Here is a 25,768-nt window from a genome sequence, read left to right as displayed (position 1 = left end):
AGCAGCCGCTCGTCCTCCACCACCAACACCCGCACCAAGACCTCCTTACCCTCGCGAACTCGACGTTTTCGTTGTCGGCGACGGCGTGTCGGCTACCGAAACGTCGACTTCGCGCAGGACCGCGGCGGCGCCGCGGCCATCGGAGCGGGCGATGACGCGAGATCGGGAAACCAGGATGGCGGTTTCGGTGGCGTCGCTGACGGCCGGTACGCCAGCGGCCGCGGCGAGCGCGCCGGTCGGATCACAGACGACCTGCAGGCGCGGCCAGGCCGATGCCGGGAAAGCCTGGCGCAAGCAGACGGCGAAGTCGGCGACGGCCAGCCGCGCGAGCGGGACAAGCTCGTCGGGTGTGTGGGTGACCATGACGGCGGTGACGCTGGCGGCGGACGGCGCCACCCGGACGGCCTCCTCGGCGGCTTCCAGGCGGTGCATTCCGAGGATCGCGACGAAATCCTCGGTCAGCCGCGCGGGCTTGCCGCGTACGAGGTCAACCGCCGGCGGCGGATCCCACGGCTCGTCGACCTTGCGTGGCTGGGTCAGGTAGGGAAGCGACTGCCAACCGTCGTTGAGGTCGAGGTCGGCGAGCTGCTCGCAGGCCCTGACCACGTTGAACGGCTCCAGGAACCCGGGCGCGGCGGCGGCCAGCTGGCTCGCGCCGTGCAGTGTCGTCAGCGCCGCTTCGGCCACCCGCACCAGCCGGCGGCCGGGCCGCAAACTCTCCAGCGCCAAACCGAGCAGGATCGCATTGAGGCGCGTCAGCTGCGCGTACGCGCGCCGGGTCCGATCCTCCGCGACGATTTCCGGCAGCAAGTCCATCGCCAGCCGTGCGTCGTCCGGCCGGTCCTCGAGCAACGGCAGCCGGGTGACCCAGGCGCGGGCGAACGCGCCGAGCGCCTCTCTCACGGTCAGGCCGGGCTCGGGATGCGGCGGCTCCGCCGCGGCCTCCGCCAGCTGAGCCATGACAGCGAAGTAAAGCGCCCGTTTGCTGGGAAAGTTCGAATAGACCGCGCCACGGGTAAGCTCCGCCCGCTCCGCGATCGCGTCCACTTTCGCGTCCCGGAAACCGCGCTCGGCGAACTCGTCGCGCGCCGCCGCAAGCACCTTCGCACGGTTGCGCTCCTGCATCTCAGCCCTGCTCAGGCGCCCCATCAGCTCCCCACTCTTGCCGGCCCGCCAGTCGCCAAGATACAGTCGCCATTCAGATGATCACAACATATGATCTCAACATTTGGAGGCTTCGGTGGATGAGCTCGACCTGAGCGACCCGAGAGTTGTGGGCGATCCCGTCTGCGCGTACGCACACGCCCGCGAGTCGGGTCCACTGGCCCGGCTCGGCGCCCCTGGGATGCCACCAATATGGGCAGTGACCAGGCACGATGAGGCTCGGGCCATGCTCAGCGACCCGCGCTTCGTGATCACCTCCGGGAGCTTCATGCGACCACCCGGACTCCCCGACGAGTACCAGCCGTACCTACGGACAATGTCCGAAATGGACGGCCCCGAGCACTCTCGGCTGCGCCGCTTGGTGGCTCCCTCGTTCACGCCGCGCCGAGCCGCCGACTTCCGGCCGCGCATTCAGGCGATCGTCGACTCGCTGCTCGACAATCTGACCGGCGAGGTCGACTTGCTGGAAACCTTCGCGCGACCACTCCCGATCGAAGTCATCTGCGAACTCGTCGGCATCCCCGAGTCAGACCGACCGCGCTGGCGCTCCTGCGGAGCGGCGATCGCCGCTGGCATCGGGACGGATTTCTTCGAGGCTATTCCTGGCATTGTCGATGGCGCCAAGGCCGCTGTCGCGCTCCGCCGCGCAGAGCCGGCCGACGATTTACTGACCGACCTCATTCGACAGCTGGACGACGGCGATCGGCTCGACGACACCGAACTGGTCACGATGATCTGGCTGCTCGTACTCGCCGGTCAAACTCCCACCAACTTCATCGCCAACGCGGTCGAGGCACTTCTGACGCACCCTGACCAATGGGCTCTGCTACGGGAAAATCCCAGCCTCATGCCTGGCGCTGTTGAGGAACTGATGCGCTGGTGTACGCCACAATTGCTGACCGTTCCACGGTTCCCAACCGAGGACGTCGAGATTTCCGGCACCCTCGTACGAAAGGGTGAACCAACTTCGGCCGCGATCGTGTCCGTCAATCGCGACGCCAGCGCCTTCAGCGATCCCGATCGCCTCGATGTGACCCGCCCGGTCACCGCGCGCGGCCAACTGGGTTTCTCGCACGGCCCACATTATTGCCTGGGTGCGTCTTTTGCGCGCGTGGAAACAGAAATTGCCCTCACAACACTCATCAGCCGGTTTCCTCGGCTTGCTCTCGGCGTGGCGGCTGCGGATCTCGTACGGGCCGCCGATGGGGGGACTTGGCGGCTTGCCGCGCTGCCGGTGATGTTTGGTTGAGCGTGTCTGTTGCGGAGGTGGTGGCCCGGTGTGGGCTGCGGAAATGAGCGCCTTGGTTAGAAGCGGTGTGGGCTGGGGAGGTGATGGCCCGGTTAGAAGCGGTGTGGGCTGCGGAGGTGATGGCCTTGGTTAAAGCGGCGTGGGCTGCGGAAATGAGCGCCCTGATTAAAGCGTTGTGAGCTGCAGAGGTGATGGCCCGGTTAAAAGCGGTGTGGGCTGCACAGATGAGCGCCCTGATTAAAGCGGTGCGAGCCGCGCAAATGAGCGCCCTGATTAAGGCGGTGCGAGCCGCGCAAATGAGCGCCCTGGTTAAAGCGGTGACTGTGAGGGTGCGGCGTCTCGTCTACCAGACACGAGAAAACCCCACCCCGACACCAAAGGGCGGTGTCGGGGTGGGGTTTTCTCGTGCTTACTGCCGATCCGCCCGATATTTCTGGCGCCTTCGGCGCGGGCGCCGTCGACTACGGCTACGAGAGTCCGCCTTTGTAGGCCCCGCAAAGACCGCGGGGCCTACAAAGGCGACGCTCCTGCCGGAGGGGCGACAACATCGGCCTGGCGGCCGATGGCGCCGGACGGGGCTGGGTCCGTCTAAGTGTGCCAACTCTGGTTTAGAGGTGACGGTCTCGCGCGGGGGTGAGGACACGGGGTTGGGTTCCGCGCGGGGTGGGCAAGCGGGGCTGGGTCCCGTCATAGGGGGCAGTGAGGCGGTTGGTTAGATGACGCGGGCGCCGGGGACGGGGCCGTGGGCGGTGCGGACCGTACGGCAGACGCCTAGGCCGGCGAGGCCCGCGGCTACCCGGATGGCGTGTTCTCGGTCTTCGGCAAGGAAAACGCAGGTGGGGCCGGAGCCGGAGACGGCGCCGCCGCCGAGGGCGCCGGACTCGACGCCGGCGGCGAGCGTACGACGCAGGGCCGGTCGCAGCGAGATGGCGGCTGGTTGCAGGTCGTTGGTGATCACCTTGGCCAGCGGCGCCGACTCCGAATCGCGCAGGGCACGCAAAAGTGCGTCATGGCCGGCCGTTCGCGGGGGCGGCCGGCCAGTGCCGCGCAGGCGATCGAGTTCGGCGAAAACGGTCGGGGTGGACAGGCCGCCGTCGGCGAGGGCGATGACCCAATGCCGTTGCGTACGAGCCAGAACCGGTGAGAGCACCTCGCCATGCCCGGTGCCCAGCGCGGTGCCGCCGTACAACGCGAAAGGCACGTCGCTGCCCAGCTCGGCGGCGGTCTCGGCGAGCTCGTCGCGGGTCAGGCCGGTCCCCCACAGCGCGTCGCAGGCGACCAGCGCGGCGGCCGCGTCCGCGCTGCCGCCGCCGCCATCCCGCCGGCCACCGGGATGCCCTTTCGCATGGTCAATCGGACGTTCGGCGACCGGCCGGTGGCCTCGGCGAGGGCGTACACGGCGCGGGCGGCGAGATTGCTGCCGTCCAACGGTACGTCGTCGGCGCCCTCGCCAGTGACCGCCAGCTCGAGCGCCGGAGCGGGCTCGCTCGGCGGTCAGCTGGTCGTAGAGCGAAATCGCCTGGTAGAGACCGTGGTCAGCTCGTGAAACCCGTCGTCGCGGAGCGGGCCGACGGCGAGGTGCAGGTTGATTTTCGCCGGCACCCGTACCCGAATCGGCCCGGGCAGGCCCGATAACGGCCGGATCGGCTCGGCTTCGGGCTCAGGCATGGTCTTTCCTGGCCTGTACGGCGATCTCGGCGAACGCCTCGGTGGTCAACTGCTCGCCGCGAGCGGTCGGATCGACCCCGGCGGCGACCAGGATCCGCTCAGCTCGGGGCGCCGAACCAGCCCAGCCAGAAAGCGCCGCCCGCAGGGTTTTGCGGCGCTGCGCGAAAGCCGCGTCGACCACCGCGAAAACCTCCTTGACCGGCACTTCCACCTGCGGCGACGGCTGCCGGGTGATGGCCACCAGCCCGGAGTCGACGTTGGGCACCGGCCAGAACACCGCCCGCGGCACCGAGCCGGCCCGCCGCACCTTCCCGTACCAGGAGGCCTTGACGCTGGGCACCCCGTAGGTCCGAGAACCCGGGCCCGCCGCCAACCGGTCCGCCACCTCCGCCTGCACCATAACCAGCACCGTACGCAGACTTGGCTGGCGCGCCAGTAGGTGCAGCACAACCGGTACCGCGATGTTGTACGGCAAATTGGCCACCAGGGCGGTCGGCGCGGGGTTTTCCAGGGTGTCGATCCGCAGCGCGTCGGCGGTGATCACCCGCAGCCGATCGGCTGTTTCCGGCGCTCGCTCGGCCACCGTACGAGGCAGCCGCTCGGCCAGCAGCGGGTCGATCTCCACCGCGATCACCTGCGCACATGCCGGTAACAAGGCGAGGGTGAGGGACCCCAGCCCGGGCCCGACCTCCAGCACCACGTCGTGCTCGGTCAGCTCGGCGGCCTTCACGATCCGGCGGACCGTGTTCGGATCGTGCACGAAGTTCTGCCCGAGTGTCTTGGTCGGGCGAAGCCCCAGCTCGGCCGCGAGCCGCCGGACGTCGGCCGGCCGAGCAACCCGTCGGTCACCAAGGACCGAACACCCGCTCGGCGTTCGCGTCGACCGCCGCGCAGACCTCGTCCAGTGGCCGGCGCTGCAGGTCGGCGATCGCTCGCACGGTCCAGGGCAGCAAATACGGCTCGTTCGGCTTGCCGCGGTGCGGATGCGGGGTCAGGAACGGCGCGTCGGTCTCCACCAGGATCTGCTCCAACGGTACGGCCGCGGCCGCTTCCCACAGCGCGGAAGCGTTCCGGAAGGTGACCGGGCCGGCGAAAGACAGCATCCAACCGGCGTCGGCGCACAGCCGGGCCATCGCCGCGTCGCCGGAAAAGCAGTGAAAAATGACCGTCCCTTGTGGACGTTCAGCACGCAACACCGAAAGCACGTCGTCATGCGCGTCCCGGTCGTGGATCATCACCGGTTTTCCCAACCGCTCAGCCAAAGCGATGTGCCAAGCGAAAGCCTCTCGCTGCTCCGCCCGAGGTGGCGCGAAATCCCAGTAATAGTCCAGTCCGGTCTCGCCAATCGCTCGTACGCGTGGATGCCCGGCCAGCTTTTCCAGCTCGGCTTTGACGTCGTCGTCGGTGAAGTCGGCGGCCGCGGTCCTGGTCGGGTGCAGCGCGACGGCACCGTAGAGGTCGTCGTGCCACTCGACCGCCTGACTCACCCAGCGAGCGGACGGCAAGTCGTCAGCGACGGTGACTACTTTCCTTACGCCCACAGCGTTTGCCCGGTCCATCGCCGCACCCACGCTGTCGGCGTCGGTGCAGCCGCACGCATCCAGATGGGTGTGCGCGTCCACCACCGGCGCCGGCAGCGGCTCGGGCGGCGGAGGTGGCGCGCCCCGCCGACCCGTCATCGCTCGATCAACTTGCCTTGATCCGCGGGAAGAGCGGGGTGCCCTTCTCCACCGGCAGGCCGCCCGGGTATTGCCCCCAGCCGGCCGCAGCCGGCAGCCGTACGTCAGCTGGCGAACCCGAAAGGCCGATCCGCCGCCAGACTTCCTCGGCAGCGGTCGGAATTGCCGGATAGGCCAACACCGAGACGATCCGCAGTGCCTCCAACGCGTCGCCGAGCACCGCGCTGACCTCCTCACCGGGCTCCAGTTTCCACGGCTCAGTGGATTCCAGCAGTGCGTTGGTCTCCCGGATCAGCCGCCAGGTGTGCTCCAGCGCGATCGACGGCTGCACCGCTTCCCATGCCTTGGCGGCATTCGCGTACGAGTCACGGGCGACTTGGGCGAGTGGGCTGTCCGGCCGCGGCGCGGGGGGGCGATGCCGTCGCATTTCTTGCCCACCACCGTACTCACCCGGGCCAGCAGATTGCCGTAGTTGTTGGCCAGATCGGCGTTATAGCGGCTGATCATGCCCTCGTAGCTGAAGTCGCCGTCCGGCCCGAACGAGTTGTCCCGCAGGAAGTGATAGCGGAAACCGTCCACGCCGAAATCCTCGACCAGGTCGGCGGGAGCGATCTGGTTGAGCGCGGTTTTGCTCATCTTTTCGCCGCCCACCAGCAAGAAGCCGTGCACCGACAGGCGGTGCGGCGGAGTTTCGCCGGCGGCCAGCAGCATCGCCGGCCAATACACGCAATGGAATCGTAGAATGTCCTTGCCCAGCAGGTGATGCACATGTGGCCACCACGCGTTGAACTTCTCTTCGTCCGTGCCGTAACCGACCGCGGTCGCGTAGTTGATCAGCGCGTCGTACCAGACATAGAAAACCTGGTCCCGATCCCACGGGATCGGCACGCCCCAGCTGATCGACGACCGGCTGATCGAGACGTCTTCCAAGCCCTGCTTGATGATCCCGAGCGCCTCGTTGCGCTTGGACTCAGGCAGCACCACGTCGGGATGGGCCGCATACCAGTCCAGCAGTGGCTGAGTGAACTTGGACAGCTCGAAAAACCAGTTCTCTTCCTTGAAAAGCTCCACCGGCCGGTGATGGATCGGGCAGAGCCCGAGCCCATTCGGGTCCGGGTTGGGCAGCAGGTCGGCCTCGACGTAATAGGCCTCGCAGGAGACGCAATAGAGGCCGTCGTACGTGCCCTTGGTGATGTAGCCGTTGTCCTTCACCTTGGACAGCAACTTCTGCACCGCGTCGATGTGCCGCGGCTCGGTGGTCCGGATGAAGTCGTCGTACGAGATGCCCAGCAGCTTCCACGCCTCCCGGTAGCGGTCGCTGGTCCGGTCGGCCTGTTCCTGCGGGGTGATGCCATTGGCATCGGCGGCCCGCTGCATCTTCAGCCCGTGCTCGTCGGTGCCGGTCAGGAACATCACGTCGTCGCCGAGAAGTCGGTGCCAGCGCGCCAACGCGTCCGCGTTCACCGTGGTGTACGCGTGGCCGATGTGCGGCGCGTCGTTGACGTAATAGATCGGAGTGGTGACGTAGAACTTCTCGTTCCCCGTCGCCTCGGCGGGTGCGCTCATGTTTCCAGCGTAGTGCGTACGGCCAGTGGATTTTCGCTGGCCGTACGCCACGCCGGAAGCGCCGGGTCCACCGCTCGCACGGGGTGTCGGTGTCCAATAGGGGCGTGACCACCCCATCCGACCCCGAAAGCACCCATCAGTCCGGCCCGCAGAGCGTCTCGGACGACGTTCCCGCGGCCGGCAAGGGCAGCGCCTCGGCTGGAATGGCCACCACCGCCCCGATGCCGGTGGTCGACCGAGCCCGCAGCCTGGACGAACTGGCCGCCGCGGTGATGGCCCGGCCGGTGGACCGTGGCATGCCAGCGCGCCGGACCAGCCGCGCGGTGCCGTACACGCCGCCGCCGCCCGCCCGCACCAGCGCCGGTCGTGCCGTCGCCGCCTCGGCTGGTCGTCGCCCCGCCGATCGTCGAAGAGCCCGTCGACGAAGAGCCCCTTGTCGAAGAGCCCCTTGTTGAAGAGGCCCTGGTCGAAGCACCTGTTGTCGACGCGCCCGTCGCTGAAGAGGCCGCCGCAGAAGAGCCGGTTGTCGAAAAGGCCGTTGCCCCGGCTCCAGTGACTGAGCCTGTGCAGGTTCCGGCCGCCCAAGCGCCCGACGCCTCCACGCCCGGCGATGCTGTCTCTGACGCCAACGTTTCCCCAGTTCAGAGCACCGATGTGGGCGAATCCGCCGAGCCGGTACGACAGTGGAGACCGGCAACCGACGAGTCGGCGGAGGAACCGCTGCCGGTCGCCCTGATGCAGGTGCACACGCCAGTGCAGGCGGAACCGGCGCCGACGGAACCGGTAGGGCCACCGATCGTGGTAGAGCCACCGACCCAGGCCATCGTGATCGCCGACCCACCAGCCGAGGCGTCGGCCGAGACAACAGTCGAGACAACAGCCGAGACAACGACCGAGACAACGACCACGCCGGGGCGACGGACCGAGCAGACCGCGAAACTCGCGTACGCGTCGCTGGCGGCTCCGGTGCACTACGGCCGGCCGCGGTGGGAGGAACCCACCGACCCGATGGACCCGCCGGAGCCGTATCCGTCCCGCGGAGACGACGAACCCGGCAGCCGCCAGGACCGCCGGCGCGCCAAGAAGGCCGCGAAGGCGCCCAAGCGCGCAGCCAGCTACACGACCGCCGCCGTACGGCCGGCCGTCGCCCGCTCTTCGGGCTCGTCGCGCTGGTCATCCTGACTTTTGGCGGTGCGTTCTTCGGCTGGGTGTCCGCCGACCCGTTCTGGCTGAGCGTCGGACGCGGCAGCCAGGGCACCGTGACGGTCACCGACTGCATGTCGCGGGGCGTCGGACAGACGTGTATCGGCAACTACAAGAGCCCCGGCTACACCGCCCGCGACATCACCATCGCCGGCCTGCCGCCGTCCCAACAAAAAAAGGCGTGCAGCCAGCACGGATGCTGTCGGCCAAGCACGCCTGGGCGTACACGACCTCCAACCGCGGCCTGCAAATGCGCTGGGGCATCGGCGCGTTTTTTTTCGCCCTGCTTCTGGGTTTCCTGGCCGCCAGCGGCACCGGCGCCAAATACCTGCGCCCGTTCGGCCGGCGCCGCGTCTTCGCCGCCCGCGTCCTGGCCTTCGCCGGCCCAGTCCTCGCCTTCTTCGCCCTCTCTTCGCCGCCCTGATTTAGTGTCCTGCGCGACCGAGCGAAGGGGTTGCGCTGGGCCTCTTCGGAACCCGGCGGTTGCTCGGTGGCAAGAAACCCCATGTCCGCAGAAAGGGCAACGGGAGAGTGGGTCAGCTGGGGCGGTCGGCGGCTAGGGAGGCTTCGTAGACCTGACGCTTGGGTACGCCGAGGCGCTGCGCGACGGTGGCGACGGCGTCTCGGCGGGACAGGCCGGCGGACTGTTCGGCCACCACGGCGGCGACCAGTGAGACCTCGTCGGCGGCCAGCTCGACCACCGGCGCACCACCGATGACCAGCGTGATCTCACCGCGTACGCCATCGGCCGCCCAGGTGGCCAGCTCGCCAAGGGTGCCCCGGCGGACCTGCTCGTACGTCTTGGTGAGCTCCCGGCAGACCGCGGCCGGGCGGTCCGCACCAAGCGCGGCGGCCAGGTCGACGAGCGACTCGGGCAGTCGGTGGGTGGCCTCGAAGAGCACGATCGTACGAGGCTCGTCCGCCAGCGCCGCGTAAACGCGACGCCGTTCGGCGGGCTTGCGTGGCGCGAACCCTTCGAAGCAGAACCGGTCGGACGGCAGGCCACTGACCGCGAGCGCGGTGGTGACGGCGCTCGGTCCGGGCAGCACGGTCACGTCGATGCCGTCCACGACGGCCGCGGCGACCAGCCGGTAGCCGGGGTCGGAGACACTCGGCATGCCGCCGTCGGTGATCAGCAGGACGGTCTGGCCGCCCCGGAGCGCCTCGGCGAGCTGCGGGGTGCGCTGGCGTTCGTTGCCCTCGAAGTACGAGACGATCCGGCCGGGCACCTCGACGCCCAGGTCAGCGGCCAGCCGGCGGAGCCGGCGAGTGTCCTCGGCGGCGACCACGTCGGCGCTGGCCAGCCCGTCGCGCAGCCGCTGCGACGCGTCCGCCACGTTGCCCAACGGCGCACCCGCCAGCACCAACCGTCCGCCGGTACGCTCCTCCGCCACTTGATCAGGCTATCGGGCCGGTCACCTACCCTGAGCGGGTGGCAGCAACGGCGACAACCGAGCCGGTCAGCTTGGTCAAGCGACTGGACGACCGCCGGATCCGGCTCACCGCCGAGCTGCGCGACCGGATTTTCCGGCCGCTTCCGGCGGATAAGCGGATATCGTGGCTGTGGGCGCTCGCGATCACCCTGCTGGGCGGGGTGCTGCGGTTCGCCCACCTGACCCGGCCGGCCGGCGACGGCAAGGCGCAGATTTTCGACGAGATCTACTACGTGCACGACTCGTGGACGCTGCTGCATCACGGGTACGAGCTGGACACCACCAATACCTTCGGTGCCTTCGTGGCGCATCCGCCGCTGGGCAAGTGGTGCATCGCGCTCGGTGAGGCGCTGTTCGGCGAGAACCCGTTCGGCTGGCGATGCGCCGCCGCGGTGGCCGGCACGCTGGCGATCCTGGCGCTGATCCGGATCGCCCGCCGGATGTTCCGCAGCACGTTGCTCGGGTGTATATAGCCGGCCTGCTGCTCGCCCTCGACGGCCTGGAGCTGGTGCAGAGTCGGGCCGCGTTGCTGGACATCTTCCTGATGACGTTCCTGCTGGCCGCCTTCGGCTGCCTGGTCCTGGACCGCGACCACCGCCGCCGTACGACGCTGGCGGCCCTCCAGGACGGCACCGCGACCGCCCACCGGCTCCCCGGCAGAACGCTCGCGTCCGTCCCGTGGTGGCGGTTCGCGGCCGGCGTCTTCACCGGCATGGCGCTGGGCGTCAAGTGGAGCGCCGTCTACTACATCGTCGCGTACGTGCTGCTCGTACTGGCCTGGGAATATGGCGTCCGGCGCTCCGCGGGCGTGCGCCGCCCCTTCCGCGACACCCTGCTCGGCGAGACCGGCTGGCTGGCCGCCTTCGTTGGCTTCGCGCTGCTCGCGTACCTGGCGACCTGGACGGGCTGGTTCGCCACCAGCGGCGGCTACGACCGCGGTTACTACGCGGCTGGCCACGACGGGCACCCGCTGCCGCCGGTCATCAACGCGCTCTACAACCTCGGCCGCTATCACTACGAGAGCTGCAGTTCCACACGCATCTCGACGTGCCGCACAAATACCAGTCGTGGCCGTGGAGCTGGCTGCTGCTCGGCCGCCCAGTCGCGTACGCGTATTCCGAGGCTGGCCCGTGCGGGGCCGGCCACCAGTGCGCGGCCGAGACGCTCGCGCTGGGCACCCCGGCGCTCTGGTGGGCCTTCATCCCGGCCCTGCTGGTCAGCTGCTGGCAGTGGATCGCCTGCCGGGACTGGCGCCCAGCCGCCGCCATCGTCGGCGCGGCCGCCGGGATCGTGCCGTGGTTCGCCTTCCCGGATCGAACGATGTTCTATTTCTACGCCCTCCCCGCATTGCCCTTTTTGGTGCTGGCGGTGACTTTCTCACTCGGTCTGGTGCTCGGGAGCGAGAGCGCCAACAGGGACCGGCGGCTGGTCGGAGCCGTCATTGTCGGTGGGTACGTCATGCTCGTCGCCGCCGCGTTCGGCTTCTTCTGGCCGATCTACACCTCGGAGATCCTGACCTTCGGGCAATGGCGAGCCCGCATCTGGCTGAACTCCTGGATCTAGGCCACCCGTACGATCGGCGGGTGGCAGCTACCACGGCTCAGATGCCGGTCAGTCTGATCAAGAAGGTCGACGACGGTCGGATCCGTCTCACGCAGGAGTTGCGCGACCGGCTGTTCCGGCCGCTGCCGCAAGACGCGGTGATGTCGTGGGTGTGGACGATCGCGATCACCGTTCTCGGTGGCGTGCTGCGGTTCGCCTTCCTGACCCGGCCGCGTGCTGACGACAAGCTGCAGATCTTCGACGAGGTCTACTACGTGCACGACTCGTGGACGTTGCTCCACAACGGGTACGAGCTGAACACCACTAACGACGGCCCCGGCTTCATCGTGCATCCGCCCGTCGGCAAGTGGTGCATCGCGATGGGTGAGGCGCTGTTCGGGGAGAACCCGTTCGGCTGGCGGGTCGCCGCCGCGCAGTGGCCGGCACGCTGGCGATCCTGCTGCTGATCCGGATCGGCCGGCGGATGTTCCGCTCGACCCTGCTGGGCTGCATCGCCGGCCTACTGCTCTGCCTGGACGGGCTGGAGCTGGTGCAGAGCCGAGCCGGGCCGCGCTGCTGGACATCTTCCTGATGACGTTCCTGCTCGCCGCCTTCGGCTGTTTGGTGCTCGATCGCGATCACCGACGCAAGACGACCCTGCGGGCGATCGAAAACGGCCGCGCCACCGTCCGCCGGCTCCCCGGCCGTACGCTCGCGTCGGTGCCCTGGTGGCGGTTCGCCGCCGGCGTCTTCACCGGCCTCGCGCTGGGTGTCAAGTGGAGCGCGGTCTACTTCATCGTCGGATACGTGGTGCTCTCGCTGGCCTGGGAGATCGGCGTCCGGCGCTCGGCCGGGGTACGCCGCCCGATCCGGGACGCGCTGCTGGACGAGACCGGCTGGCTGGCCGCTTTCGTCGGCTTCGTGCTGCTCACGTATGTGGCCAGCTGGACCGGCTGGTTCGTCACGTCCGGCGGCTGGGACCGCAACTTCTACGCTGACGGGCACGGCGGCCACCCGCTGCCGCCGATCATCAACGCGCTCTACAACCTCGGCCAATATCACCTTCAGATCCTGCATTTCCACACCACGTTGGACGCCAAACACCCGTACCAGTCCTGGCCGTGGGGCTGGCTGCTGCTGGACCGCCCAGTCGCGTACGCGTACTCGGGGAAGGGTTTCTGCGGTGTCGGGGTCACCTGCTCGACCGAGACCCTCGCGCTGGGCACGCCCACGCTGTGGTGGGCTTTCCTGCCGGCGATCGCGGCCACCGTCTGGCAGTGGATCGCCGGTCGCGACTGGCGGGCCGCGGCGGTGCTGGTCGGCGTGATCGCCGGCATCGTGCCGTGGTTCGCCTTCCCGAACCGGACGATGTTCTATTTCTACGCGCTGCCCGCGCTGCCCTTCCTGATCCTGGTGCTCACCGTCGTCCTCGGCCGAATCCTCGGCGACCAGAGCGCGACCCGGGAGAGACGCACGGTCGGGGCCATCATCGTCGGCACGTACGTGCTGATTGTGGCGATGACTTTCGCCTATTTCTGGCCGATCTACACATCCGAGACCATCACATACGCGCAATGGCACGCTCGCATGTGGCTCGACTCCTGGATATAGCCGCGAAAAGGCCACCTTCCAGGCGGAAGGTGGCCTTTTTTGCTGGAGAGCAAGGGTTAGTTGTAGGCGAACTGCTCCAGCTCGGTGTCCAGTCGGTTCAGCTCGGAGCGGTCGATCAGCCCGAGCGCCGCGTCCAGCTCCTGGGTGAGCCGCTCCGGCTCGGTGACCACGCCACCCAGCTGGATCTTGCGACCGCCGGTCTCCACCAGCAGCATCGGGAACGAGTCGGCGCCGAGCTGGCGGGCCAGCGAGAAGTCGGCCACCGCGGCCCGCGCGGATTCCTCGCTGTGCAGCTGGGCGAGCACCGCGCTCGGGTCCAGGCCGGCGTCCAGCGCGATGTTGATGTACGTGTCGGCGTCGGACAGGTCGCGACCGTTGCGATAGAAGGCGATCTGCAGGGCGTACGCCAGCTTCAGCGCCTCCTCGGGTGCGCACTGGCGGAGCGCCGCGAACCCGCGGGCGGCGGCCTCGGAGTCCATCACGAACCGGCCGCTGGCCAGCAGCCGCTGATACGGCTGGCCGAACTGGGCGCCGGTCAGCTGGCTGATCCGGTGGTTGGTCTGGGCCAGGTGGCTGAAGGCCGACACCGGCACCCGCGAGTCGCCGGTGAGCAGCCCGCCGCTGATCACTCTCAGCTCGACGCGGTGTTCGTTGGCTTGGATGAACCGGTAGACCGACGGGGCGAACCCGTACGACCAACCGCAGTAGGCATCGAACACGTAGGTGACCCGGGGTAGCGGCACGCCCGCTCCTTTTCCGTAACGCTGCTCGGCGTGGGGTGACCGCAGGGCGGTCGTCGCCGGCAGGCCAACGAAAACGGCCGCCTCACTGCCACCCTGCAGTGCGCTGAATCTACGCGAGCCGCCGGCTCTGGAGCGTATCGACAGGCATCATCCCACTATGTGAGACGATTCTAGAACGATTCAGCCCAGCTAGCCGCGATCCACGATTTCGTTACAGCGGGCACAAGGGGGCATACCGAGGTCGAGGCGTACATTTCGCCCGGCTCACTCCCCCGACTTGATCCAACCCGCCCGGATGCCGTCCTCGATCATGCTGTGCACCGCGTCCCAGAGCTGCCGTGAGCCGTCCTTGATGCCGGACGTACGCGCGCGCACGACCTCGGCGGTGACGCCCGGTGTGTTCCAGGTGCCGCCGCGGGCCATCCAGTTCAGCAGGATCGGCTGCAGCCGGTCGATCGCCTTGGCGAACCGGGCCTCCGGCGTACGCCGAGCCTCGAACTCGTCCCACAACGCCCGGATCCACCGTGCCTGGTCGACTGGCAACAACCGGAACAACCGGTCGGCGGCGGCCTCCTCACGCTCTGCTGATCGGCCGCGGCGGCGGTGTCGTAGAGCGGAGTGTCGCCGGCGTAGATCTCGACCAGGTCGTGGATGACGACGAGCCGCATGGTGTGCCCGACGTCGATCCGCTCGTCCGCATAGTCGGACAGCAGCATCACCATCAACGCCAGATGCCAGGAATGCTCCGCGTCGTTCTCCCGGCGGTCGGCGGCGGCCAACGGCGACGCCCGCAGCACGGTTTTGAGCCGGTCCACCTCGATAATGAACGACAGCTGGTCGGCGAGCCGGTTCGACAGCGCGGCCGGCAGCGGGTTTTTGCTGGACAAGAAGGTGTTCGTCACTACTCACCGCCCCATCGTTTCATCCCGGGCGGGTAAAACCGGCGCGCGGTAACGTCCGACACTGCCCGGACGGGCACCGTGCGTACGATCAACATCCTCGAAACCGGCGGGAGAAAAACTGCGGATGGTCAGCCTGCAACATCCGAACCGGCCAGCCATCCCGAAACTGCGGGTAGCCACCAGGCTCGACTGGGCGATGCTGGCACTGGCGGTCTGCTCCGTACTACTGCTGGGATATGTCACGTTCTTCCCGCATTCGGAGACCACCGCGCACGTCGTTTTCGTTATCGACACGGGTGTTTGCGCGGTCTTCGCCGCCGAATTCTGCTGGCGTTGGCGCAACCACGGCTGGCAGCGGACTTTCCCGCTGCACAACTGGTACGAGATCCTCGGCATGATCCCGATCGCGCACCCCCCCGCGCTGCGCAGTTTCCGACTGATCCGGATCGTGGTCGTGCTGATCCGGCTCGGCCGCGCCGCCGACCGCGCGTTCGGCGAGGAGTTCACGTACAAACTGGTCGAGCGGCTGTCCCGGCCGATCGTGCTGGCCATCAAGAAACCGATCACCGTCGCCGTCCTGGACGAGGTGGTGAAGGTGGTCGAGACCGGCAACTACCCACGAAACTTGGCCCGATCGCTGGACGAGAGCCGCGAACAGCTGCGGGCGATCGTCACCGAGAAGGTACGAGAAGACCGGCAGGCCGGCGTGTTCCGCCGCCTGCCGTTCCACGACGACGTCGTCGACGGCGTGGTGGACACCGCGATGCGGATCATCCTGGAAGTGCTGCTGGACCCACGGATCGACACGTTCTTCGCTGAGGTCGTACGCGAGAACCGGTTGCAGATCCGGCACGCCGTCCAGCAGGGCCTCAGTGAGAGGCAGCACGACGCAGCTGGGTTGTGACTTAAGACCCACCCTCGCTAGCTGGATTGCCTTTTCATATTCAGCCTCCTAACGTCAGTGGCACCTGCTGACCACTAGGGAGATTTTCGATGAGACTCACCGGCAAAACCGCGCTGATCACCGGCGGCAACAGCGGCATCGGCCTCGCCACTGCCCGCCTGTTCGTGGCCGAAGGCGCGCGAGTCGCGATCGTCGGTCGCAACGCCGAGACGCTGGCGCTGGCCGCGAAGGAACTGGGCGAGAACGCGATCGCGCTGGCCGCCGACGCCGCCGACGCGCCGCGACGAACCGGCCCTGCGCGCCGCCATCGACGCGGCCGCCGCCGAGTTTCGGCGGCCTGGACATCGTCTTCGCCAACGCCGGCATCGGCGGCCAGACCCCGCTCGACACCACCACCGCCGCCCGATTCAGCCAAATCCTCGACGTCAACGTGACCGGCGTTTTCCGCACCATCCAAGTCGCTGCCCCGCACCTGCGCGAGGGTTCTTCGGTAATCCTGAACGGCTCCGTACACGCCGTCCTCGGCGCCCCCGGCTACAGCGCCTACGCCGCCAGCAAGGCCGCCGTACGCGCCATCACCCGCGTACTCGCCGCCGAACTGGCCCCCCGCGGCATCCGCGTCAACCAGGTCACCCCCGGCGGCACCAGCACCCCGATCTGGGGGCGATGCGGCCCAACTGGCCGCCGCCAGCGAACGGATCAGCCGGAGCGTCCCCCTCCAGCGCTTCGCCGAGCCTTCCGAGGTCGCCGCGGCCGCCCTGTTCCTCGCCTCGGATGACTCGTCGAGCGTCGACGGCGCCGAGATCGTGGTGGACGGCGGAGCCACTTCTTCCCCCTTCGGCGCCCCGATTTATCGCTCTTAGGCGCGGTTTTTGTTTCGGATGGCGACCTTGGGCGTTGAGTGCGGCACAATATCCCGCACTCGACGTCGAGTGCGGGATATTGTCCTGCAGTCGATGAGCCGGGGGCGTCCAGTCGCACGAAAAGTTCGGCGAGTGCCAGGCTGGGCGCACCCGCCAGGCGCGGAAAATTCTTGAAAAGTCAACAAAATTTCGGGCGAGCCGGCCTCTAACCCACCCCCCACCCAAATAAGGGAGGGGGCTAGAAAAACAGCATGCGTACGACAGTTTCGCGCCGCACCCCAGGCCGCTACGGCGTGTCGGGGAGGGACACGAGTTTTTTTCGAAGAGGAATTCGTGTTTAAGGAAGGACACGTCGTATTCGTGACCTGGCTGCGGTGGGAGCAGCGGCGACATCTGGAGCAGTCGCCAGCCGTCTTGGAGGGCGGCGACGCCGGTTTCGTACGGGGGTCCGTCGCTGTCGCCGGTGGGGGGTGGGTTTTTGGTTTGGCCGGTGCCGTCGTAGCGGGACCAGCCGACGACGGTGGCATCGAGGGCGGACGTGGCGAGGTAGAGGACGAGGACCTGTTGGCGGACGGTGGTCACCGGCGGCCTCCGGAACGGGTGGCGAGACTGATGCGGCGGGGGCGGTTGGTGACACGGGTGACCCAGAAGTCGAGGTCGAAGGTCTCGTCGCCGGTCAGCGCCCGCCAGAGTTTGATCCGGTGGTAGATTTCCAACCGGCCAGTGGCCATTTCGTACCAAGGAAAACGGGTGTCAAGCAGTTCGGTCACAGCCGGGTCGTCGAGGTCGTCGGTGTTCCAGAGACGGACCTGACGGACCGTCGGGTTGAAACGGATTTTGAACATATAGCGCGGAATGTCACTGTCATTGCGACGGCCGCCGTGCCAGATTCCGTGGTGCAGCAGGACAATCGTGCCGGCCGGACGGCCGGACAGGTGAGCCGGGTCTGGCCGCGCAGGTTCTGGTAGCGGCCGGTGTCGGATTCGTTGGTACGCCGCAAATGACTGCCGGGGACGCTGAGCGTGCCGCCCATGTCGGCGGTGACCTCGTGCGGGTAGTACATCAGCTGCATGTCGAAAGCATCGGGGCGTACGTCGATAATCGCGTCACCGTGCAGTGGCTGCGCCTCGCCGCCGTGCGGCTCCCGGATGTGTACGTGGTGGTGGTCGATCGTCGGACCGGGTCCGACCAGGCTGTGGATCGCCCCGGCCACCGCCGGCAGGTCAATCAACTGGCGGACGAACGAGCCGACCGGGAAGGCCTCGTCGACGGTCGAGCCGTACGGCACGGACGCGATGCCGGCGGTGAAAACGTCGATCGCCCGGGCATTCAGTGCGGCCGGCACGACCGCGTCCATCCGCAGCGCGCCGTGCGAGACGAACTCCGCCATCTGGACAGAGGTGAGCAGGTTCTTGCGTTCCATCGGGCCTCCTTCTTGTGGTCCGGGTACGACCACGCTAAATCTGAAGTTGGCCTTTTTCAGTGGGCTCTGATCACCTTCACTGGTAATTTTTCACCATGCTCGCGAGCTCTCCAGCACGGCTGTCACCCGCTCGCGCCGGCCACCAGCATGGTCAACGCAACCGCCGGCGGCGTACGGCCGACGTCGCCGGTGGCCAGCCGGCGCAGCTGCAGGCCGGCGATCAGCGCCACTACCGGACCGGCCAGCAGGTCCGGGTCCGGCAACTGGAGAACGGTGAGCACGGTGACCGCGAGCCGTTCGTACGCTTCAAAACACTGTGCCGCCGCGCCGCGCAGGTCGTGATCTCGGCCGGCCTGCAAGAAAAGCTCCAACGGCGCGATGTCCTCGCGACCGAACGTCATAGACTCCAGCACCTGCTCGACGGTCGCCGCCGCCGCTGCCAGGCTCGGCGCGCCGCCGGCCGCTCGCTCCGCGATCGCCGCCAGCCGAGCCGTCTCCTCCTCGCGCGCGAACAGCAGCATGCTTTCCCGCAGAACATCGGTCTGGCTGGGAAAGTGATAGGTCAGCGAACCGAGCGAGACCCCGGCCGCGGCGGCGATCCGGCGGTTGGTCAGCGCCGGCACCCCCTGCTCGCCAATGATGTGCAACGTGGCGCGCAGGATCGCTTCACGGGCTGGCATCACAACGGTCATGCTGGCGGCTTCACCGTCTCCCAGCGACGGGAACGCTGCAGCTCGGCGGCGACCGACAACAGCAGCGGCTCGCTGTCGGCCGGGCCAAGCAACTGCGCGCCAATCGGCAGGCCACCATTGGTGCGGCCGGCCGGCACGTTGACCCCCGGCCAGCCGAGCACGTTCCATGGCCAGGTGTAGGGACAGGCACCAACCATCAGCCGGTCGGTGTGGAAGTTGTTGAGCCCGTCGAACATCCCGATTCTGGTCGGTGGCAACGCGGTCGTCGGTGTCAGCACCACGTCGACGTCCGCGAAGATCGAGCCGAGCTGCCTGCGCAGCGGCGCGTCCGCGGCACGGGCCATCTTCAGCGCCGGACCGCTGAGCAACCAGCCGGTGCGGCCGTTTTCCCTGGTGCGCTTGTCGAGCAGCCGCCGCTCCGGGACGCGCTGGCTCCACTCGTACACACCGGTCAGCGAACGCGGCAGGAACGCCAGCCCCATCGCGCCGTAGCGTGGCTCGGCCGTCACGACCCGGTGGCCGAGCGCGGTCAGCGCACCGGCCAGGCCGCCGACCGCGGCCCGGATCTGTGGATGCAGGCGGGCCGGCGCGATGCTGTACGGGATGCGGAACGACAACCCGATGCGCAGCCTCTCCGGGGTCGTTTTCACTGCTGTCGCGTACGTTTCGCCAGTGCCGGCCAGGACGTCGAAGAGCAGCGCGGCGTCCTCGACCGTACGCGCGATCGGGCCGATCACGGTGAGACCGTTGAACAGCTCCGGATGTGGCCAGGTGGGGACCCGGCCGGTCTGCGGCTTGATCCCGACGAGGTGATTCACGCCGCCGGGATCCGGACTGACCCGGCACCGTCCGACCCCACCGCCGCCGGCACCAACCCGGCCGCCACCGCCGCCGCCGATCCGCCGCTGGAGCCGCCGGCACTGTGGTCCAGATGCCACGGGTTGCGGGTGGCGCCAAACGCGGGCCCTTCGGTGAACGGCCACTGTCCCAGCTCCGAGGAGTTGGTCTTGCCAACGATCACGGCACCGGCCGCACGCAACCGTCGCACCGCCTCACAGTCCGCGTCAGCCGGCGGAAACTCACCCGCACAACCAAAAGCCGTCGGCTCGCCGGCCATGTCAACGTCGTCCTTGATGGCGATCGGCACCCCCAGCAGTGGCAACCGCTCACCGCTTGCCAGCCGCCGATCCGCGTCCCGCGCCTCGGCCATCGCCGCCGCGTGCCGTACCACTCGGAACGCGTTCAACGTCCCCTGCGTCGCGTCGATCTTCCCGAGCGCTTCCGCGACCAGCACTTCCGACGTCGTACGTCGGTCGGTCGGCCAGCTGCTCCACCAGCTGCACCAACGTCGGCAACGCGCTGGTCACATCATCGGTCACGATCGGTCGCATGAGTCACCTCCGGCAGTCGTTCGTTCGAACGAACGATACGCCGGTTCGGTTCCCCGCGCAGGCCGGCGGACTCGGGTTACAACCTCCCCAGCAGCTCCGTCTTCTTGGCGTCGAACTCCTGCTGCGTCAGCACCCCCTGGTCGCGCAGCGCGGCGAGTTGCGCGATCTGGCCAGCGATGTCACCGCCGCCGGACGGCGCCGCCTTGGCGCGAAACTTGGCCCGGATGCCGTGCACGCGCAGCCTGTCCTCAAGCTCTCGGCATTTCTTCGCCTGACCCATCACGGTCATGCCGGTGAGCATTTCCAACCGCAGCACCACCTGAGTCCCAGCTTCGTCGAGGTAGTCGAGGTGGATGTTGTTGGCCTGCGCGAGATCGGAGTCGGGTTGGCCGGCCAGTCCGCTCATGAGCGACTCGGCGGTGCTCACACTGGGCGCACCACGAACTGCAGGTCGTTGACCGCGGCGTACGGGATCCGGACGAGGTTCCAGAATGACTTGCTGCCGATGGTCGGCTCCAGCTGAAACTCCTCGGCCATCAGCAGAAATTTGATTTCGCCGGACTTCGCCTTCGGCAGCGACGCGAATCCGCCTTTGTAGACGACCTTGTACGTCTCCAGTGGCGCCTCGCCGGACGGCTCCGCTTTCTTCCCGAACAGCCCCATTTTTCCCGTTCCTTGCCCGTTGCCGGTGGCTCACCGCTCGGCGGCCGAGCGCAGTGTAGCGGTAAAATCAAGCACCGCAAGGGTGAACCCCAAAGTCGGTGTAGTCCGCAGGTTTGTTGGGCTTTTCAGTGGGCTCTGATCACCTTCACTGGTAATTTTTCACCATGCTCGCGATCCCATTGGACCATCCACCGGAGGTCGTCAACATCGGCGTCGGCCGGCACGGAACGGCCCGGCGCACCGACACCTTCCGACTGCCGGAGCTGTGTGGTCGCTGCATCTCTACTCGTACGACGCGGATCTGTCCGTCGACGGCGTCCCGTACCCGATCCGGCCCGGCTCGGTCAGCCTGGTGCCGCCGGCCGCACAAAGCCACTACCGATATCGCGGGCCGTCCGACCATTTGTACGCACACCTGCGACTCACCGAAGCCGGCGAACGTCAGCAGGTGCCTGTCATGCAGGAGGCCGGCGTCGAGAGTCCGACGCTCGCCGCGCACCTGCGACAAGCCCTGACCGCGTACGCGCAGTCGCCGGCACGGGCGACGGCTGAGGTGTGGGCGGCACTGTGGCGGGTCGCCCGGCTGGGCGGCGTGCCGGCCGAGTCCGGCCCGGCGCCGGTGGCGGTGGCCCGGGCGGTGGCGCTGATCGAGGCCCGGTTGGTGGGTCCCCTCTCGGTCGCCGACATCGCCCGCGAAACCGGCATCTCACACAATCACTTGACCAGACTTTTCCAAGAAGAGATGGGAAAAACGGTGGTCGCGTACGTACGGGAGCGGCGCATGGAGCGGGCCCGTCACCTGCTCCGCGAGACCACCATGTCGATTCCGGCGATCGCCGCGTCGGTCGGCATCGCGGACCTGCAGGCCTTCAACAAGACCTGCCGCCGCGAGTTCGGCGTACCACCTCGACAGCTGCGTTTTGGCGAAAACACATGTTAGAGTCATTCACAATGTAAAAGCATCTGACATGGAGGATCTGCGATGACGAGCGCCGTGACCCACCGCCGGCTCGGCCGGACCGACCTCGAGATCAGCCCGATCGGCATCGGCACGATGCAGATGGCGAACCGGGGCATGGTGACCGCCGCCTACCCGAGCATCACCGCTGATGCGTCCGCCGCCGTCGTACGTGCCGCCATCGACGGCGGGGTGAACTGGTTCGACACCGCGGAAATGTACGGGCGCGGCGAGTCCGAGCGGGCCTTGACGACCGCGCTGCGGACGGCCGGCGCCAACCCCGGCGACGTGCTGGTCGCCACCAAATGGGGGCGCCGATGCTGCGCACCGCCGCGAGCATCGGGAACACCATCGACACCCGGCTGGCCGCGCTGCAGGGCTACCCGATCGACCTCTACCAGATCCACCACCCGTACGGCGGCTTCTCCTCGATCCCGGCGCAGGTCAGGGCGATGGCGCAGCTGGCGAAGGACAGCAGGATCCGGTCCATCGGGGTGAGCAACTTCTCGGCCGCGCAGATGGAGCAGGCCAGTGCCGTGCTGGCCACGTACGGCCTGACACTCGCTTCCAACCAGGTGAAGATCAACGCCCTGCATCGGAACATCGAGACCAACGGCGTGCTGGCCGCGGCCAACCGCCTCGGGGTCACGCTGATCGCGTACACGCCGTTGGAAAGCGGCATCCTCACCGGCCGTTTCCACGACGACCCCCAGGCGGTCGAATCGCTCACCAGGGTCCGCCGGATCGCCGGTGGTTTCGCCAAGAAGGTCACCCAGGCGACGCCACTGGTCGACGAGCTGCGGGCGGTCGCGAAGGCGCACGACGTGTCGCTGTCGCAGGTCGCGCTCAGCTGGCTCGTCACCTATTACGACGACACCGTCGTGGCGATCCCGGGCGCGTCCAAGCCGCACCAGGCGACCCAGGCGGCGGCCGCGATGAGTGTCCAGCTGAGCGCCACCGAACGGGCCGGGATCGCGGACGCTTCTCGCCGCAGTGGTGCGCTCTGAGTTCGCGGGCCGCGAGGTGTCCGTAAAGTTAAGCGTATGAAACGCGCGGTGAAGCGAGGCCAATACCACCACGGTGACCTGGCCGCCGCCCTGATCGACACCGCCGTCGACCTGATCGCCGAGCGCGGAGTGGCCGGCTTCTCGCTCGCCGAAGCCAGCCGCCGCCTCGGCGTCACCGTCGCCGCGCCCTACCGCCACTTCGCCGACCGCGACGCGCTGCTGGCCGCCGTCGCCGCCCAAGCCGCCACCCAACTCGCCGCCGCGGTGGCCGCCCAAACCCACGGCCTCACCACCCCCACCGAACGCCTGGCGGCCGGCGCACAGGCGTACGTACGCTTCGCCGCCACTCACCGCGCCCTCTTCCAGGCCCTTTTTGCCGCCGGCCTGGACAAAGCCACCCGCCCCGAGCTGGAAAAAGCCGCCGCCCCGCTGGTCGAGGCCCTCTGCCAACCCACCGACACCCTCTGCGGCGGCGGCCCCGACAGCGGCAAAGACCTCACTCTCGCCGTCCTCGCCACGTACCACGGCCACGCCACTTTGTTGCTGGACGGCGCTTTCGGCCCCGGCGAAGACGCCGTCACCGATGCCGCCAACCGGGCCGTTTCGGCGACTCTCGCCCTGGTCGCCGGCCGAGACGCCCTCTGACTGGCGCGGTCGGGCCGGAATGCCCTCATTTGTCACCCCGAAACGTCACCCTCGCGAGAGCCAGCTCCAGGCCGGTTCGAACTCCGAAGCAGGCATCAGATCCGCTTTACTGAAATCTGACTTTTTCATCGCTAAATGGGCCTGGCGACGGCTACCATGCGGACTACCAAGTACGGGCTTGTTTGGTCGTCGCCACGTCGTCCTGCCGGCGGGGTGGTGATCATCGCTTTGGGGGTGTTGGGGCCGGCGTACGTGCAATGGGCAACCCACCCCGAGTTCCACTTCCTCATTTGTGTCGTTGTTGTCACGGTCAGCGTGCTTTTGCTTTTCCTCCCGTTTGGCCTACCCAAGGCTTGATGACGGCATAAATAAGGAGAACGTCGATGATCGACCTCAGCTACGAGATCCCGATGGACCACGCCTTTCTCCGTGGAGTCGTACGGGCAAATGCCGGAAAGCGCATCTGGCTGTCCCGCATCGTCGGCGCGGTTGGAGTCATCGTCGGCGTTTTAGCACTGTTGGCGGGACTCGTGCCCAGCGCGCGCTCGTCGCTGTTTTTTTCGGTGTGATTCTTGTGCTTCTCGGCGGCTATCTGCTTTTCAGAGTGCGGATCGGGGCCGCGGTGGCGTGGCGGCGGATCGCGAAGATGCCGGCCGGGCAGTGGGCGGTGCGAATCACCGAAGGAGGCATCGAGGAAATCACCCCGGTCGGGCGCGAGCAACATCCGTGGACGTCCATTCGCAAGGTGACCCACACGGACTCGCTGTTCGTTTTCCGGGTGGCAGTGCCGGCCGGCGTGATCGGGATCCCGCGCGCGTCGATGTCGATGCAGGACACCAGAGATCTACACGATCTGCTGGTCCGGCACGGCCTCCGGCAGGCCTGGCCATCCAGTACGGGTGTGCCAAACTAAGCAGTCACAGAGCCAGAAATCAGGTGCTCGATGCCCGCCGGCGAGAGCAGATGGTCGGTGGCGAGGTGGCGGGCCCCTTCCAGGCCGGCGCGTTCAGCGAGGGCGGACGTTTCGATCGTCAGCGTACGGGTGGCAAGCGGCAGCGCGCGGGCGTAGATCGCGCCCCGAATGTCGGCGAGCAAATCCTCGTGCAGCTGCGAAATGCTGCCGCCGACAACGATCCGATTCGGGTTGTAGAAGCTGACAATTGACCGAGTGCCTCGCCGATTCGTTGGCCAGCCAACCGAACCTGCCGGCGAGCGAGCGGATTTCCCTCCGTCACCAGGCGTACGACGTCCTCCGCGCCGGACGCGGTGAGGCCGGCCGCGCGCAGGGTGCCGGCGATCGCGGCGCCGGACGCGACGGCTTCCAGGCAGCCGGTGTTGCCGCAGTGGCACAGCACGTCGTCGTGGCCAGCCAACCGGAGGTGGCCGATGTCGCCGGCCGCGCCGGCCGCGCCTCGGTGGACTGTTCCGCCAGTCACGATGCCACAGCCGATTCCGGTGCCCACCTTGACAAAAAGCAGGTAGCTGTCGTCCCGGCGGTGCGCGTACTCACCGAGCGCCATCAGGTTCACGTCGTTGTCGACCAGCACCTTCGCGGACAGTCGGCCGGCGAAGAACTCCGGCACCCGACAGCCGTCCCAGCCGGCCATGATTGGCGGCCGGACCACCGTTCCGGTGGCGGCCTCAACCGGGCCCGGCACCCCGATGCTGACGGCCAGCACCTGCTCGACCGGTCGACCAGCGCGTTTGAGCAGGCCGCGGATCAGGTCGTACACCCGCGTCAGCACCCGGCGCGGCCCGATGCCGATGTCCAGGGCCACCGCGGTCTCGGCGAGAACCTCGCCGCCCAGGCCGGCCACCGCCAGCCGACAGTGCCGGGCGCCGAGGTCGACCGCGCACACCACGCCGGTGTCGGTGGCGAGGCGCAGCGCCTTGGGTGGGCGACCTCGGGGCGTAGGGGCCGGATTCGACTCGACCAGACCAGCAGCCCGTGCGCGATCAGCACATCCACTCGCTGCGCCACCGCGGCCCGGGAGAGTCCGGTTTTCGGCCGCCAGCTCCGCCCGGCGTACGGCCGCGCCGCTCGCGACCAAATGCGCCAGCTCACTGAGCCCGGCGAGCTGGCGCCGGGTCACTCTCGCCATCGACGACCTCCATTTAGGTCAGAAAGTAGCCGAATCTGGAAGGTTGGCAACCTAAAGAATGGCACCTAGGCTTTTTCTTATCACCACGAGCGGAGGACATGACTGATGGCTGGCTCGTTGAGCGTGCAGCTCTACAGTGTTCGCGAGCAGATGGCCGCGGACCGGGACGGCTGCCTGCATCGGCTCGCGGAAATCGGGTACGACGCCGTCGAGCTGTAGGACCCGACCGCGGATCCGCGGGGTTTTCGCGCGTGGCCGACCAGCTCGGGCTGGGCGTGACCAGCACCCACGCGTACAAACTGCTGCAGGAACCGGAGCTCACGTCGCAAACGCTGGACGACATCGCCACCGTTGGCGCTA

The 25,768-nt window shown here is 67.9% G+C and carries 31 protein-coding genes and 5 pseudogenes; 19 read left to right on the top strand and 17 right to left on the bottom strand.

All coding sequences use genetic code 11. From position 1 onward, the window contains the following. Window positions 1-45: 45 nt before the first annotated feature. Window positions 46-1,125: a TetR/AcrR family transcriptional regulator gene (locus tag GNX96_RS41495; protein ID WP_279582885.1), complete on the bottom strand. Its 1,080-nt coding sequence runs from the start codon at window positions 1,123-1,125 to the stop codon at window positions 46-48. 115 nt (window positions 1,126-1,240) lie between these two features. Between GNX96_RS41495 and GNX96_RS41490 the strand changes: the two genes are divergently transcribed. Next, window positions 1,241-2,413 carry a cytochrome P450 family protein gene (locus tag GNX96_RS41490; protein WP_163573066.1) on the top strand — a complete coding sequence of 391 codons (1,173 nt, stop codon included), beginning with the start codon at window positions 1,241-1,243 and terminating at the stop codon, window positions 2,411-2,413. A 712-nt stretch (window positions 2,414-3,125) separates the two neighbouring features. On the opposite strand, the pseudogene GNX96_RS41485 reads toward GNX96_RS41490, so the two are convergent. The 6 genes and pseudogenes from GNX96_RS41485 to GNX96_RS41465 form a co-directional block, all read right to left on the bottom strand. After that, window positions 3,126-4,081 (bottom strand): annotated as a pseudogene (locus GNX96_RS41485) (4-(cytidine 5'-diphospho)-2-C-methyl-D-erythritol kinase). Next, a complete protein-coding gene (gene rsmA, locus GNX96_RS41480) occupies window positions 4,074-5,036 on the bottom strand; it encodes a 16S rRNA (adenine(1518)-N(6)/adenine(1519)-N(6))-dimethyltransferase RsmA (RefSeq protein WP_163573071.1) in 963 nt (320 codons plus the stop codon). The pseudogene GNX96_RS41485 and the gene rsmA overlap by 8 nt, the downstream one beginning before the upstream one ends. Next, the gene (locus GNX96_RS41475) at window positions 4,927-5,760 is read right to left on the bottom strand and encodes a TatD family hydrolase (RefSeq protein WP_163573065.1); all 834 of its coding nucleotides are present in this window, start codon (window positions 5,758-5,760) and stop codon (window positions 4,927-4,929) included. Before GNX96_RS41475 ends, rsmA begins: the two co-directional genes overlap by 110 nt. A 7-nt stretch (window positions 5,761-5,767) precedes the next feature. Then, window positions 5,768-6,091: a hypothetical protein gene (locus tag GNX96_RS59215; RefSeq protein ID WP_279582884.1), complete on the bottom strand. Its 324-nt coding sequence runs from the start codon at window positions 6,089-6,091 to the stop codon at window positions 5,768-5,770. Further along, the gene (metG, locus tag GNX96_RS41470; RefSeq protein ID WP_279582883.1) at window positions 6,052-7,377 is read right to left on the bottom strand and encodes a methionine--tRNA ligase; all 1,326 of its coding nucleotides are present in this window, start codon (window positions 7,375-7,377) and stop codon (window positions 6,052-6,054) included. Before metG ends, GNX96_RS59215 begins: the two co-directional genes overlap by 40 nt. Before the next feature lie 85 nt (window positions 7,378-7,462). Next, the gene (locus GNX96_RS41465) at window positions 7,463-7,681 is read right to left on the bottom strand and encodes a hypothetical protein (RefSeq protein ID WP_163573064.1); all 219 of its coding nucleotides are present in this window, start codon (window positions 7,679-7,681) and stop codon (window positions 7,463-7,465) included. An 11-nt stretch (window positions 7,682-7,692) separates the two neighbouring features. Between GNX96_RS41465 and GNX96_RS41460 the strand changes: the two genes are divergently transcribed. Both GNX96_RS41460 and GNX96_RS41455 read left to right on the top strand, forming a co-directional pair. Continuing rightward, the gene (locus GNX96_RS41460) at window positions 7,693-8,508 is read left to right on the top strand and encodes a hypothetical protein (RefSeq protein WP_163573063.1); all 816 of its coding nucleotides are present in this window, start codon (window positions 7,693-7,695) and stop codon (window positions 8,506-8,508) included. Window positions 8,509-8,725: 217 nt separating this feature from the next. After that, window positions 8,726-8,953, top strand: a complete 228-nt coding sequence (locus GNX96_RS41455; protein WP_279582882.1) for a hypothetical protein — start codon at window positions 8,726-8,728, stop codon at window positions 8,951-8,953. 112 nt (window positions 8,954-9,065) lie between these two features. Here GNX96_RS41455 and rsmI read toward each other — a convergent pair whose 3' ends face one another. Then, entirely contained in the window at window positions 9,066-9,923 is an 858-nt protein-coding gene (rsmI, locus tag GNX96_RS41450) for a 16S rRNA (cytidine(1402)-2'-O)-methyltransferase (protein WP_279582881.1), read from the bottom strand. Between the two features lie 38 nt (window positions 9,924-9,961). Here rsmI and GNX96_RS59210 point away from each other — a divergent pair, with 38 nt between their 5' ends. From GNX96_RS59210 to GNX96_RS41440, 6 genes and pseudogenes are all read left to right on the top strand, one after another. Further along, the gene (locus GNX96_RS59210) at window positions 9,962-10,435 is read left to right on the top strand and encodes a glycosyltransferase family 39 protein (RefSeq protein WP_279582880.1); all 474 of its coding nucleotides are present in this window, start codon (window positions 9,962-9,964) and stop codon (window positions 10,433-10,435) included. Further along, a pseudogene (locus GNX96_RS59205) lies at window positions 10,342-10,686 on the top strand (hypothetical protein); the annotation flags it as partial. The gene GNX96_RS59210 and the pseudogene GNX96_RS59205, both read left to right, overlap by 94 nt. Next, a complete protein-coding gene (locus tag GNX96_RS61840) occupies window positions 10,641-11,525 on the top strand; it encodes a dolichyl-phosphate-mannose--protein mannosyltransferase (RefSeq protein ID WP_313885923.1) in 885 nt (294 codons plus the stop codon). The pseudogene GNX96_RS59205 and the gene GNX96_RS61840, both read left to right, overlap by 46 nt. A gap of 20 nt (window positions 11,526-11,545) precedes the next feature. Next, the gene (locus GNX96_RS59195; protein WP_279582878.1) at window positions 11,546-11,971 is read left to right on the top strand and encodes a hypothetical protein; all 426 of its coding nucleotides are present in this window, start codon (window positions 11,546-11,548) and stop codon (window positions 11,969-11,971) included. After that, complete coding sequence (locus GNX96_RS59190) at window positions 11,941-12,096, top strand: hypothetical protein (protein WP_279582877.1); 156 nt, start codon at window positions 11,941-11,943, stop codon at window positions 12,094-12,096. Before GNX96_RS59195 ends, GNX96_RS59190 begins: the two co-directional genes overlap by 31 nt. Continuing rightward, window positions 12,096-13,115: a dolichyl-phosphate-mannose--protein mannosyltransferase gene (locus GNX96_RS41440; protein ID WP_279582876.1), complete on the top strand. Its 1,020-nt coding sequence runs from the start codon at window positions 12,096-12,098 to the stop codon at window positions 13,113-13,115. The genes GNX96_RS59190 and GNX96_RS41440 overlap by 1 nt, the downstream gene beginning before the upstream one ends. Before the next feature lie 56 nt (window positions 13,116-13,171). Here the strand turns inward: GNX96_RS41440 and GNX96_RS41435 are convergent, their stop codons facing one another. Both GNX96_RS41435 and GNX96_RS41430 read right to left on the bottom strand, forming a co-directional pair. Next, a complete protein-coding gene (locus GNX96_RS41435; protein WP_163573061.1) occupies window positions 13,172-13,858 on the bottom strand; it encodes a DsbA family protein in 687 nt (228 codons plus the stop codon). A 264-nt stretch (window positions 13,859-14,122) separates the two neighbouring features. After that, a pseudogene (locus GNX96_RS41430) lies at window positions 14,123-14,673 on the bottom strand (HD domain-containing protein). A 211-nt stretch (window positions 14,674-14,884) separates the two neighbouring features. Here GNX96_RS41430 and GNX96_RS41425 point away from each other — a divergent pair. The 4 genes from GNX96_RS41425 (at window position 14,885) to GNX96_RS66280 (ending at window position 16,527) form a co-directional block, all read left to right on the top strand. Continuing rightward, complete coding sequence (locus GNX96_RS41425) at window positions 14,885-15,664, top strand: ion transporter (protein ID WP_163573060.1); 780 nt, start codon at window positions 14,885-14,887, stop codon at window positions 15,662-15,664. Window positions 15,665-15,753: 89 nt separating this feature from the next. Continuing rightward, window positions 15,754-16,098, top strand: coding sequence for an SDR family NAD(P)-dependent oxidoreductase (locus tag GNX96_RS59185; protein WP_279582875.1), 345 nt, complete (start codon window positions 15,754-15,756; stop codon window positions 16,096-16,098). Beyond that, a complete protein-coding gene (locus tag GNX96_RS59180; protein WP_313885922.1) occupies window positions 16,002-16,442 on the top strand; it encodes an SDR family NAD(P)-dependent oxidoreductase in 441 nt (146 codons plus the stop codon). The genes GNX96_RS59185 and GNX96_RS59180 overlap by 97 nt, the downstream gene beginning before the upstream one ends. Continuing rightward, on the top strand, window positions 16,363-16,527 hold the full coding sequence (locus GNX96_RS66280) for an SDR family oxidoreductase (RefSeq protein ID WP_390624288.1): 165 nt from the start codon (window positions 16,363-16,365) through the stop codon (window positions 16,525-16,527). Before GNX96_RS59180 ends, GNX96_RS66280 begins: the two co-directional genes overlap by 80 nt. 578 nt (window positions 16,528-17,105) lie before the next feature. On the opposite strand, the gene GNX96_RS59175 is transcribed toward GNX96_RS66280, so the two are convergent. From GNX96_RS59175 to GNX96_RS41390, 6 genes and pseudogenes are all read right to left on the bottom strand, one after another. Further along, window positions 17,106-17,297 carry a hypothetical protein gene (locus GNX96_RS59175; RefSeq protein WP_279582874.1) on the bottom strand — a complete coding sequence of 64 codons (192 nt, stop codon included), beginning with the start codon at window positions 17,295-17,297 and terminating at the stop codon, window positions 17,106-17,108. Further along, window positions 17,294-17,950: a phytanoyl-CoA dioxygenase family protein gene (locus GNX96_RS41410; RefSeq protein WP_279582873.1), complete on the bottom strand. Its 657-nt coding sequence runs from the start codon at window positions 17,948-17,950 to the stop codon at window positions 17,294-17,296. Before GNX96_RS41410 ends, GNX96_RS59175 begins: the two co-directional genes overlap by 4 nt. Window positions 17,951-18,072: 122 nt before the next feature. Continuing rightward, window positions 18,073-18,642 carry a TetR/AcrR family transcriptional regulator gene (locus GNX96_RS41405; protein ID WP_279582872.1) on the bottom strand — a complete coding sequence of 190 codons (570 nt, stop codon included), beginning with the start codon at window positions 18,640-18,642 and terminating at the stop codon, window positions 18,073-18,075. After that, window positions 18,639-19,948, bottom strand: a pseudogene (locus tag GNX96_RS41400) (amidase); the annotation flags it as partial. The gene GNX96_RS41405 and the pseudogene GNX96_RS41400, both read right to left, overlap by 4 nt. Window positions 19,949-20,109: 161 nt before the next feature. Beyond that, window positions 20,110-20,460 (bottom strand): SHOCT domain-containing protein, encoded by a 351-nt coding sequence (locus GNX96_RS59170; RefSeq protein WP_279582871.1) that lies wholly within the window; start codon window positions 20,458-20,460, stop codon window positions 20,110-20,112. After that, window positions 20,457-20,696 carry a hypothetical protein gene (locus GNX96_RS41390; protein ID WP_163573058.1) on the bottom strand — a complete coding sequence of 80 codons (240 nt, stop codon included), beginning with the start codon at window positions 20,694-20,696 and terminating at the stop codon, window positions 20,457-20,459. Before GNX96_RS41390 ends, GNX96_RS59170 begins: the two co-directional genes overlap by 4 nt. Window positions 20,697-20,961: 265 nt before the next feature. On the opposite strand from GNX96_RS41390, the gene GNX96_RS41385 reads away from it, so the two are divergent. From GNX96_RS41385 to GNX96_RS41355, 6 genes and pseudogenes are all read left to right on the top strand, one after another. Further along, entirely contained in the window at window positions 20,962-21,636 is a 675-nt protein-coding gene (locus tag GNX96_RS41385; protein ID WP_279582870.1) for a helix-turn-helix transcriptional regulator, read from the top strand. 42 nt (window positions 21,637-21,678) lie between these two features. Continuing rightward, window positions 21,679-22,661 (top strand): annotated as a pseudogene (locus GNX96_RS66275) (aldo/keto reductase). Between the two features lie 36 nt (window positions 22,662-22,697). After that, the gene (locus GNX96_RS41370; RefSeq protein WP_163573055.1) at window positions 22,698-23,306 is read left to right on the top strand and encodes a TetR/AcrR family transcriptional regulator; all 609 of its coding nucleotides are present in this window, start codon (window positions 22,698-22,700) and stop codon (window positions 23,304-23,306) included. Window positions 23,307-23,462: 156 nt separating this feature from the next. Further along, window positions 23,463-23,663, top strand: a complete 201-nt coding sequence (locus GNX96_RS41365; protein WP_163573054.1) for a hypothetical protein — start codon at window positions 23,463-23,465, stop codon at window positions 23,661-23,663. A 26-nt stretch (window positions 23,664-23,689) separates the two neighbouring features. After that, window positions 23,690-23,875, top strand: a complete 186-nt coding sequence (locus tag GNX96_RS41360) for a hypothetical protein (protein ID WP_163573053.1) — start codon at window positions 23,690-23,692, stop codon at window positions 23,873-23,875. Further along, window positions 23,872-24,219, top strand: a complete 348-nt coding sequence (locus GNX96_RS41355; protein ID WP_163573052.1) for a YcxB family protein — start codon at window positions 23,872-23,874, stop codon at window positions 24,217-24,219. Before GNX96_RS41360 ends, GNX96_RS41355 begins: the two co-directional genes overlap by 4 nt. A gap of 118 nt (window positions 24,220-24,337) precedes the next feature. On the opposite strand, the gene GNX96_RS41350 is transcribed toward GNX96_RS41355, so the two are convergent. Then, window positions 24,338-25,408: an ROK family protein gene (locus GNX96_RS41350; protein WP_279582869.1), complete on the bottom strand. Its 1,071-nt coding sequence runs from the start codon at window positions 25,406-25,408 to the stop codon at window positions 24,338-24,340. Window positions 25,409-25,768: the final 360 nt, after the last annotated feature.

The sequence above is a fragment of the Fodinicola feengrottensis genome, from assembly GCF_010993775.1.
In the GTDB taxonomy this organism is placed as follows: Bacteria; Actinomycetota; Actinomycetes; order Mycobacteriales; family HKI-0501; genus Fodinicola; species Fodinicola feengrottensis.
This window is presented reverse-complemented; position numbering and strand designations above follow the sequence as displayed.

Bases quoted from the DNA above. Each gene is read 5' to 3' on its own strand.
- GNX96_RS41425 (WP_163573060.1), top strand. From the start codon at position 14,885: ATGGTCAGCCTGCAACATCCGAACCGGCCAGCCATCCCGAAACTGCGG.
- GNX96_RS41495 (WP_279582885.1), bottom strand. From the start codon at position 1,125: ATGCAGGAGCGCAACCGTGCGAAGGTGCTTGCGGCGGCGCGCGACGAG.
- GNX96_RS41410 (WP_279582873.1), bottom strand. From the start codon at position 17,950: ATGGAACGCAAGAACCTGCTCACCTCTGTCCAGATGGCGGAGTTCGTC.
- GNX96_RS41390 (WP_163573058.1), bottom strand. From the start codon at position 20,696: ATGGGGCTGTTCGGGAAGAAAGCGGAGCCGTCCGGCGAGGCGCCACTG.
- GNX96_RS41475 (WP_163573065.1), bottom strand. From the start codon at position 5,760: ATGACGGGTCGGCGGGGCGCGCCACCTCCGCCGCCCGAGCCGCTGCCG.
- GNX96_RS41440 (WP_279582876.1), top strand. From the start codon at position 12,096: ATGACGTTCCTGCTCGCCGCCTTCGGCTGTTTGGTGCTCGATCGCGAT.
- GNX96_RS41360 (WP_163573053.1), top strand. From the start codon at position 23,690: ATGATCGACCTCAGCTACGAGATCCCGATGGACCACGCCTTTCTCCGT.
- GNX96_RS41350 (WP_279582869.1), bottom strand. From the start codon at position 25,408: ATGGCGAGAGTGACCCGGCGCCAGCTCGCCGGGCTCAGTGAGCTGGCG.
- GNX96_RS41405 (WP_279582872.1), bottom strand. From the start codon at position 18,642: ATGACCGTTGTGATGCCAGCCCGTGAAGCGATCCTGCGCGCCACGTTG.
- GNX96_RS59185 (WP_279582875.1), top strand. From the start codon at position 15,754: ATGAGACTCACCGGCAAAACCGCGCTGATCACCGGCGGCAACAGCGGC.
- GNX96_RS41370 (WP_163573055.1), top strand. From the start codon at position 22,698: ATGAAACGCGCGGTGAAGCGAGGCCAATACCACCACGGTGACCTGGCC.
- GNX96_RS41365 (WP_163573054.1), top strand. From the start codon at position 23,463: ATGCGGACTACCAAGTACGGGCTTGTTTGGTCGTCGCCACGTCGTCCT.
- GNX96_RS41455 (WP_279582882.1), top strand. From the start codon at position 8,726: ATGCTGTCGGCCAAGCACGCCTGGGCGTACACGACCTCCAACCGCGGC.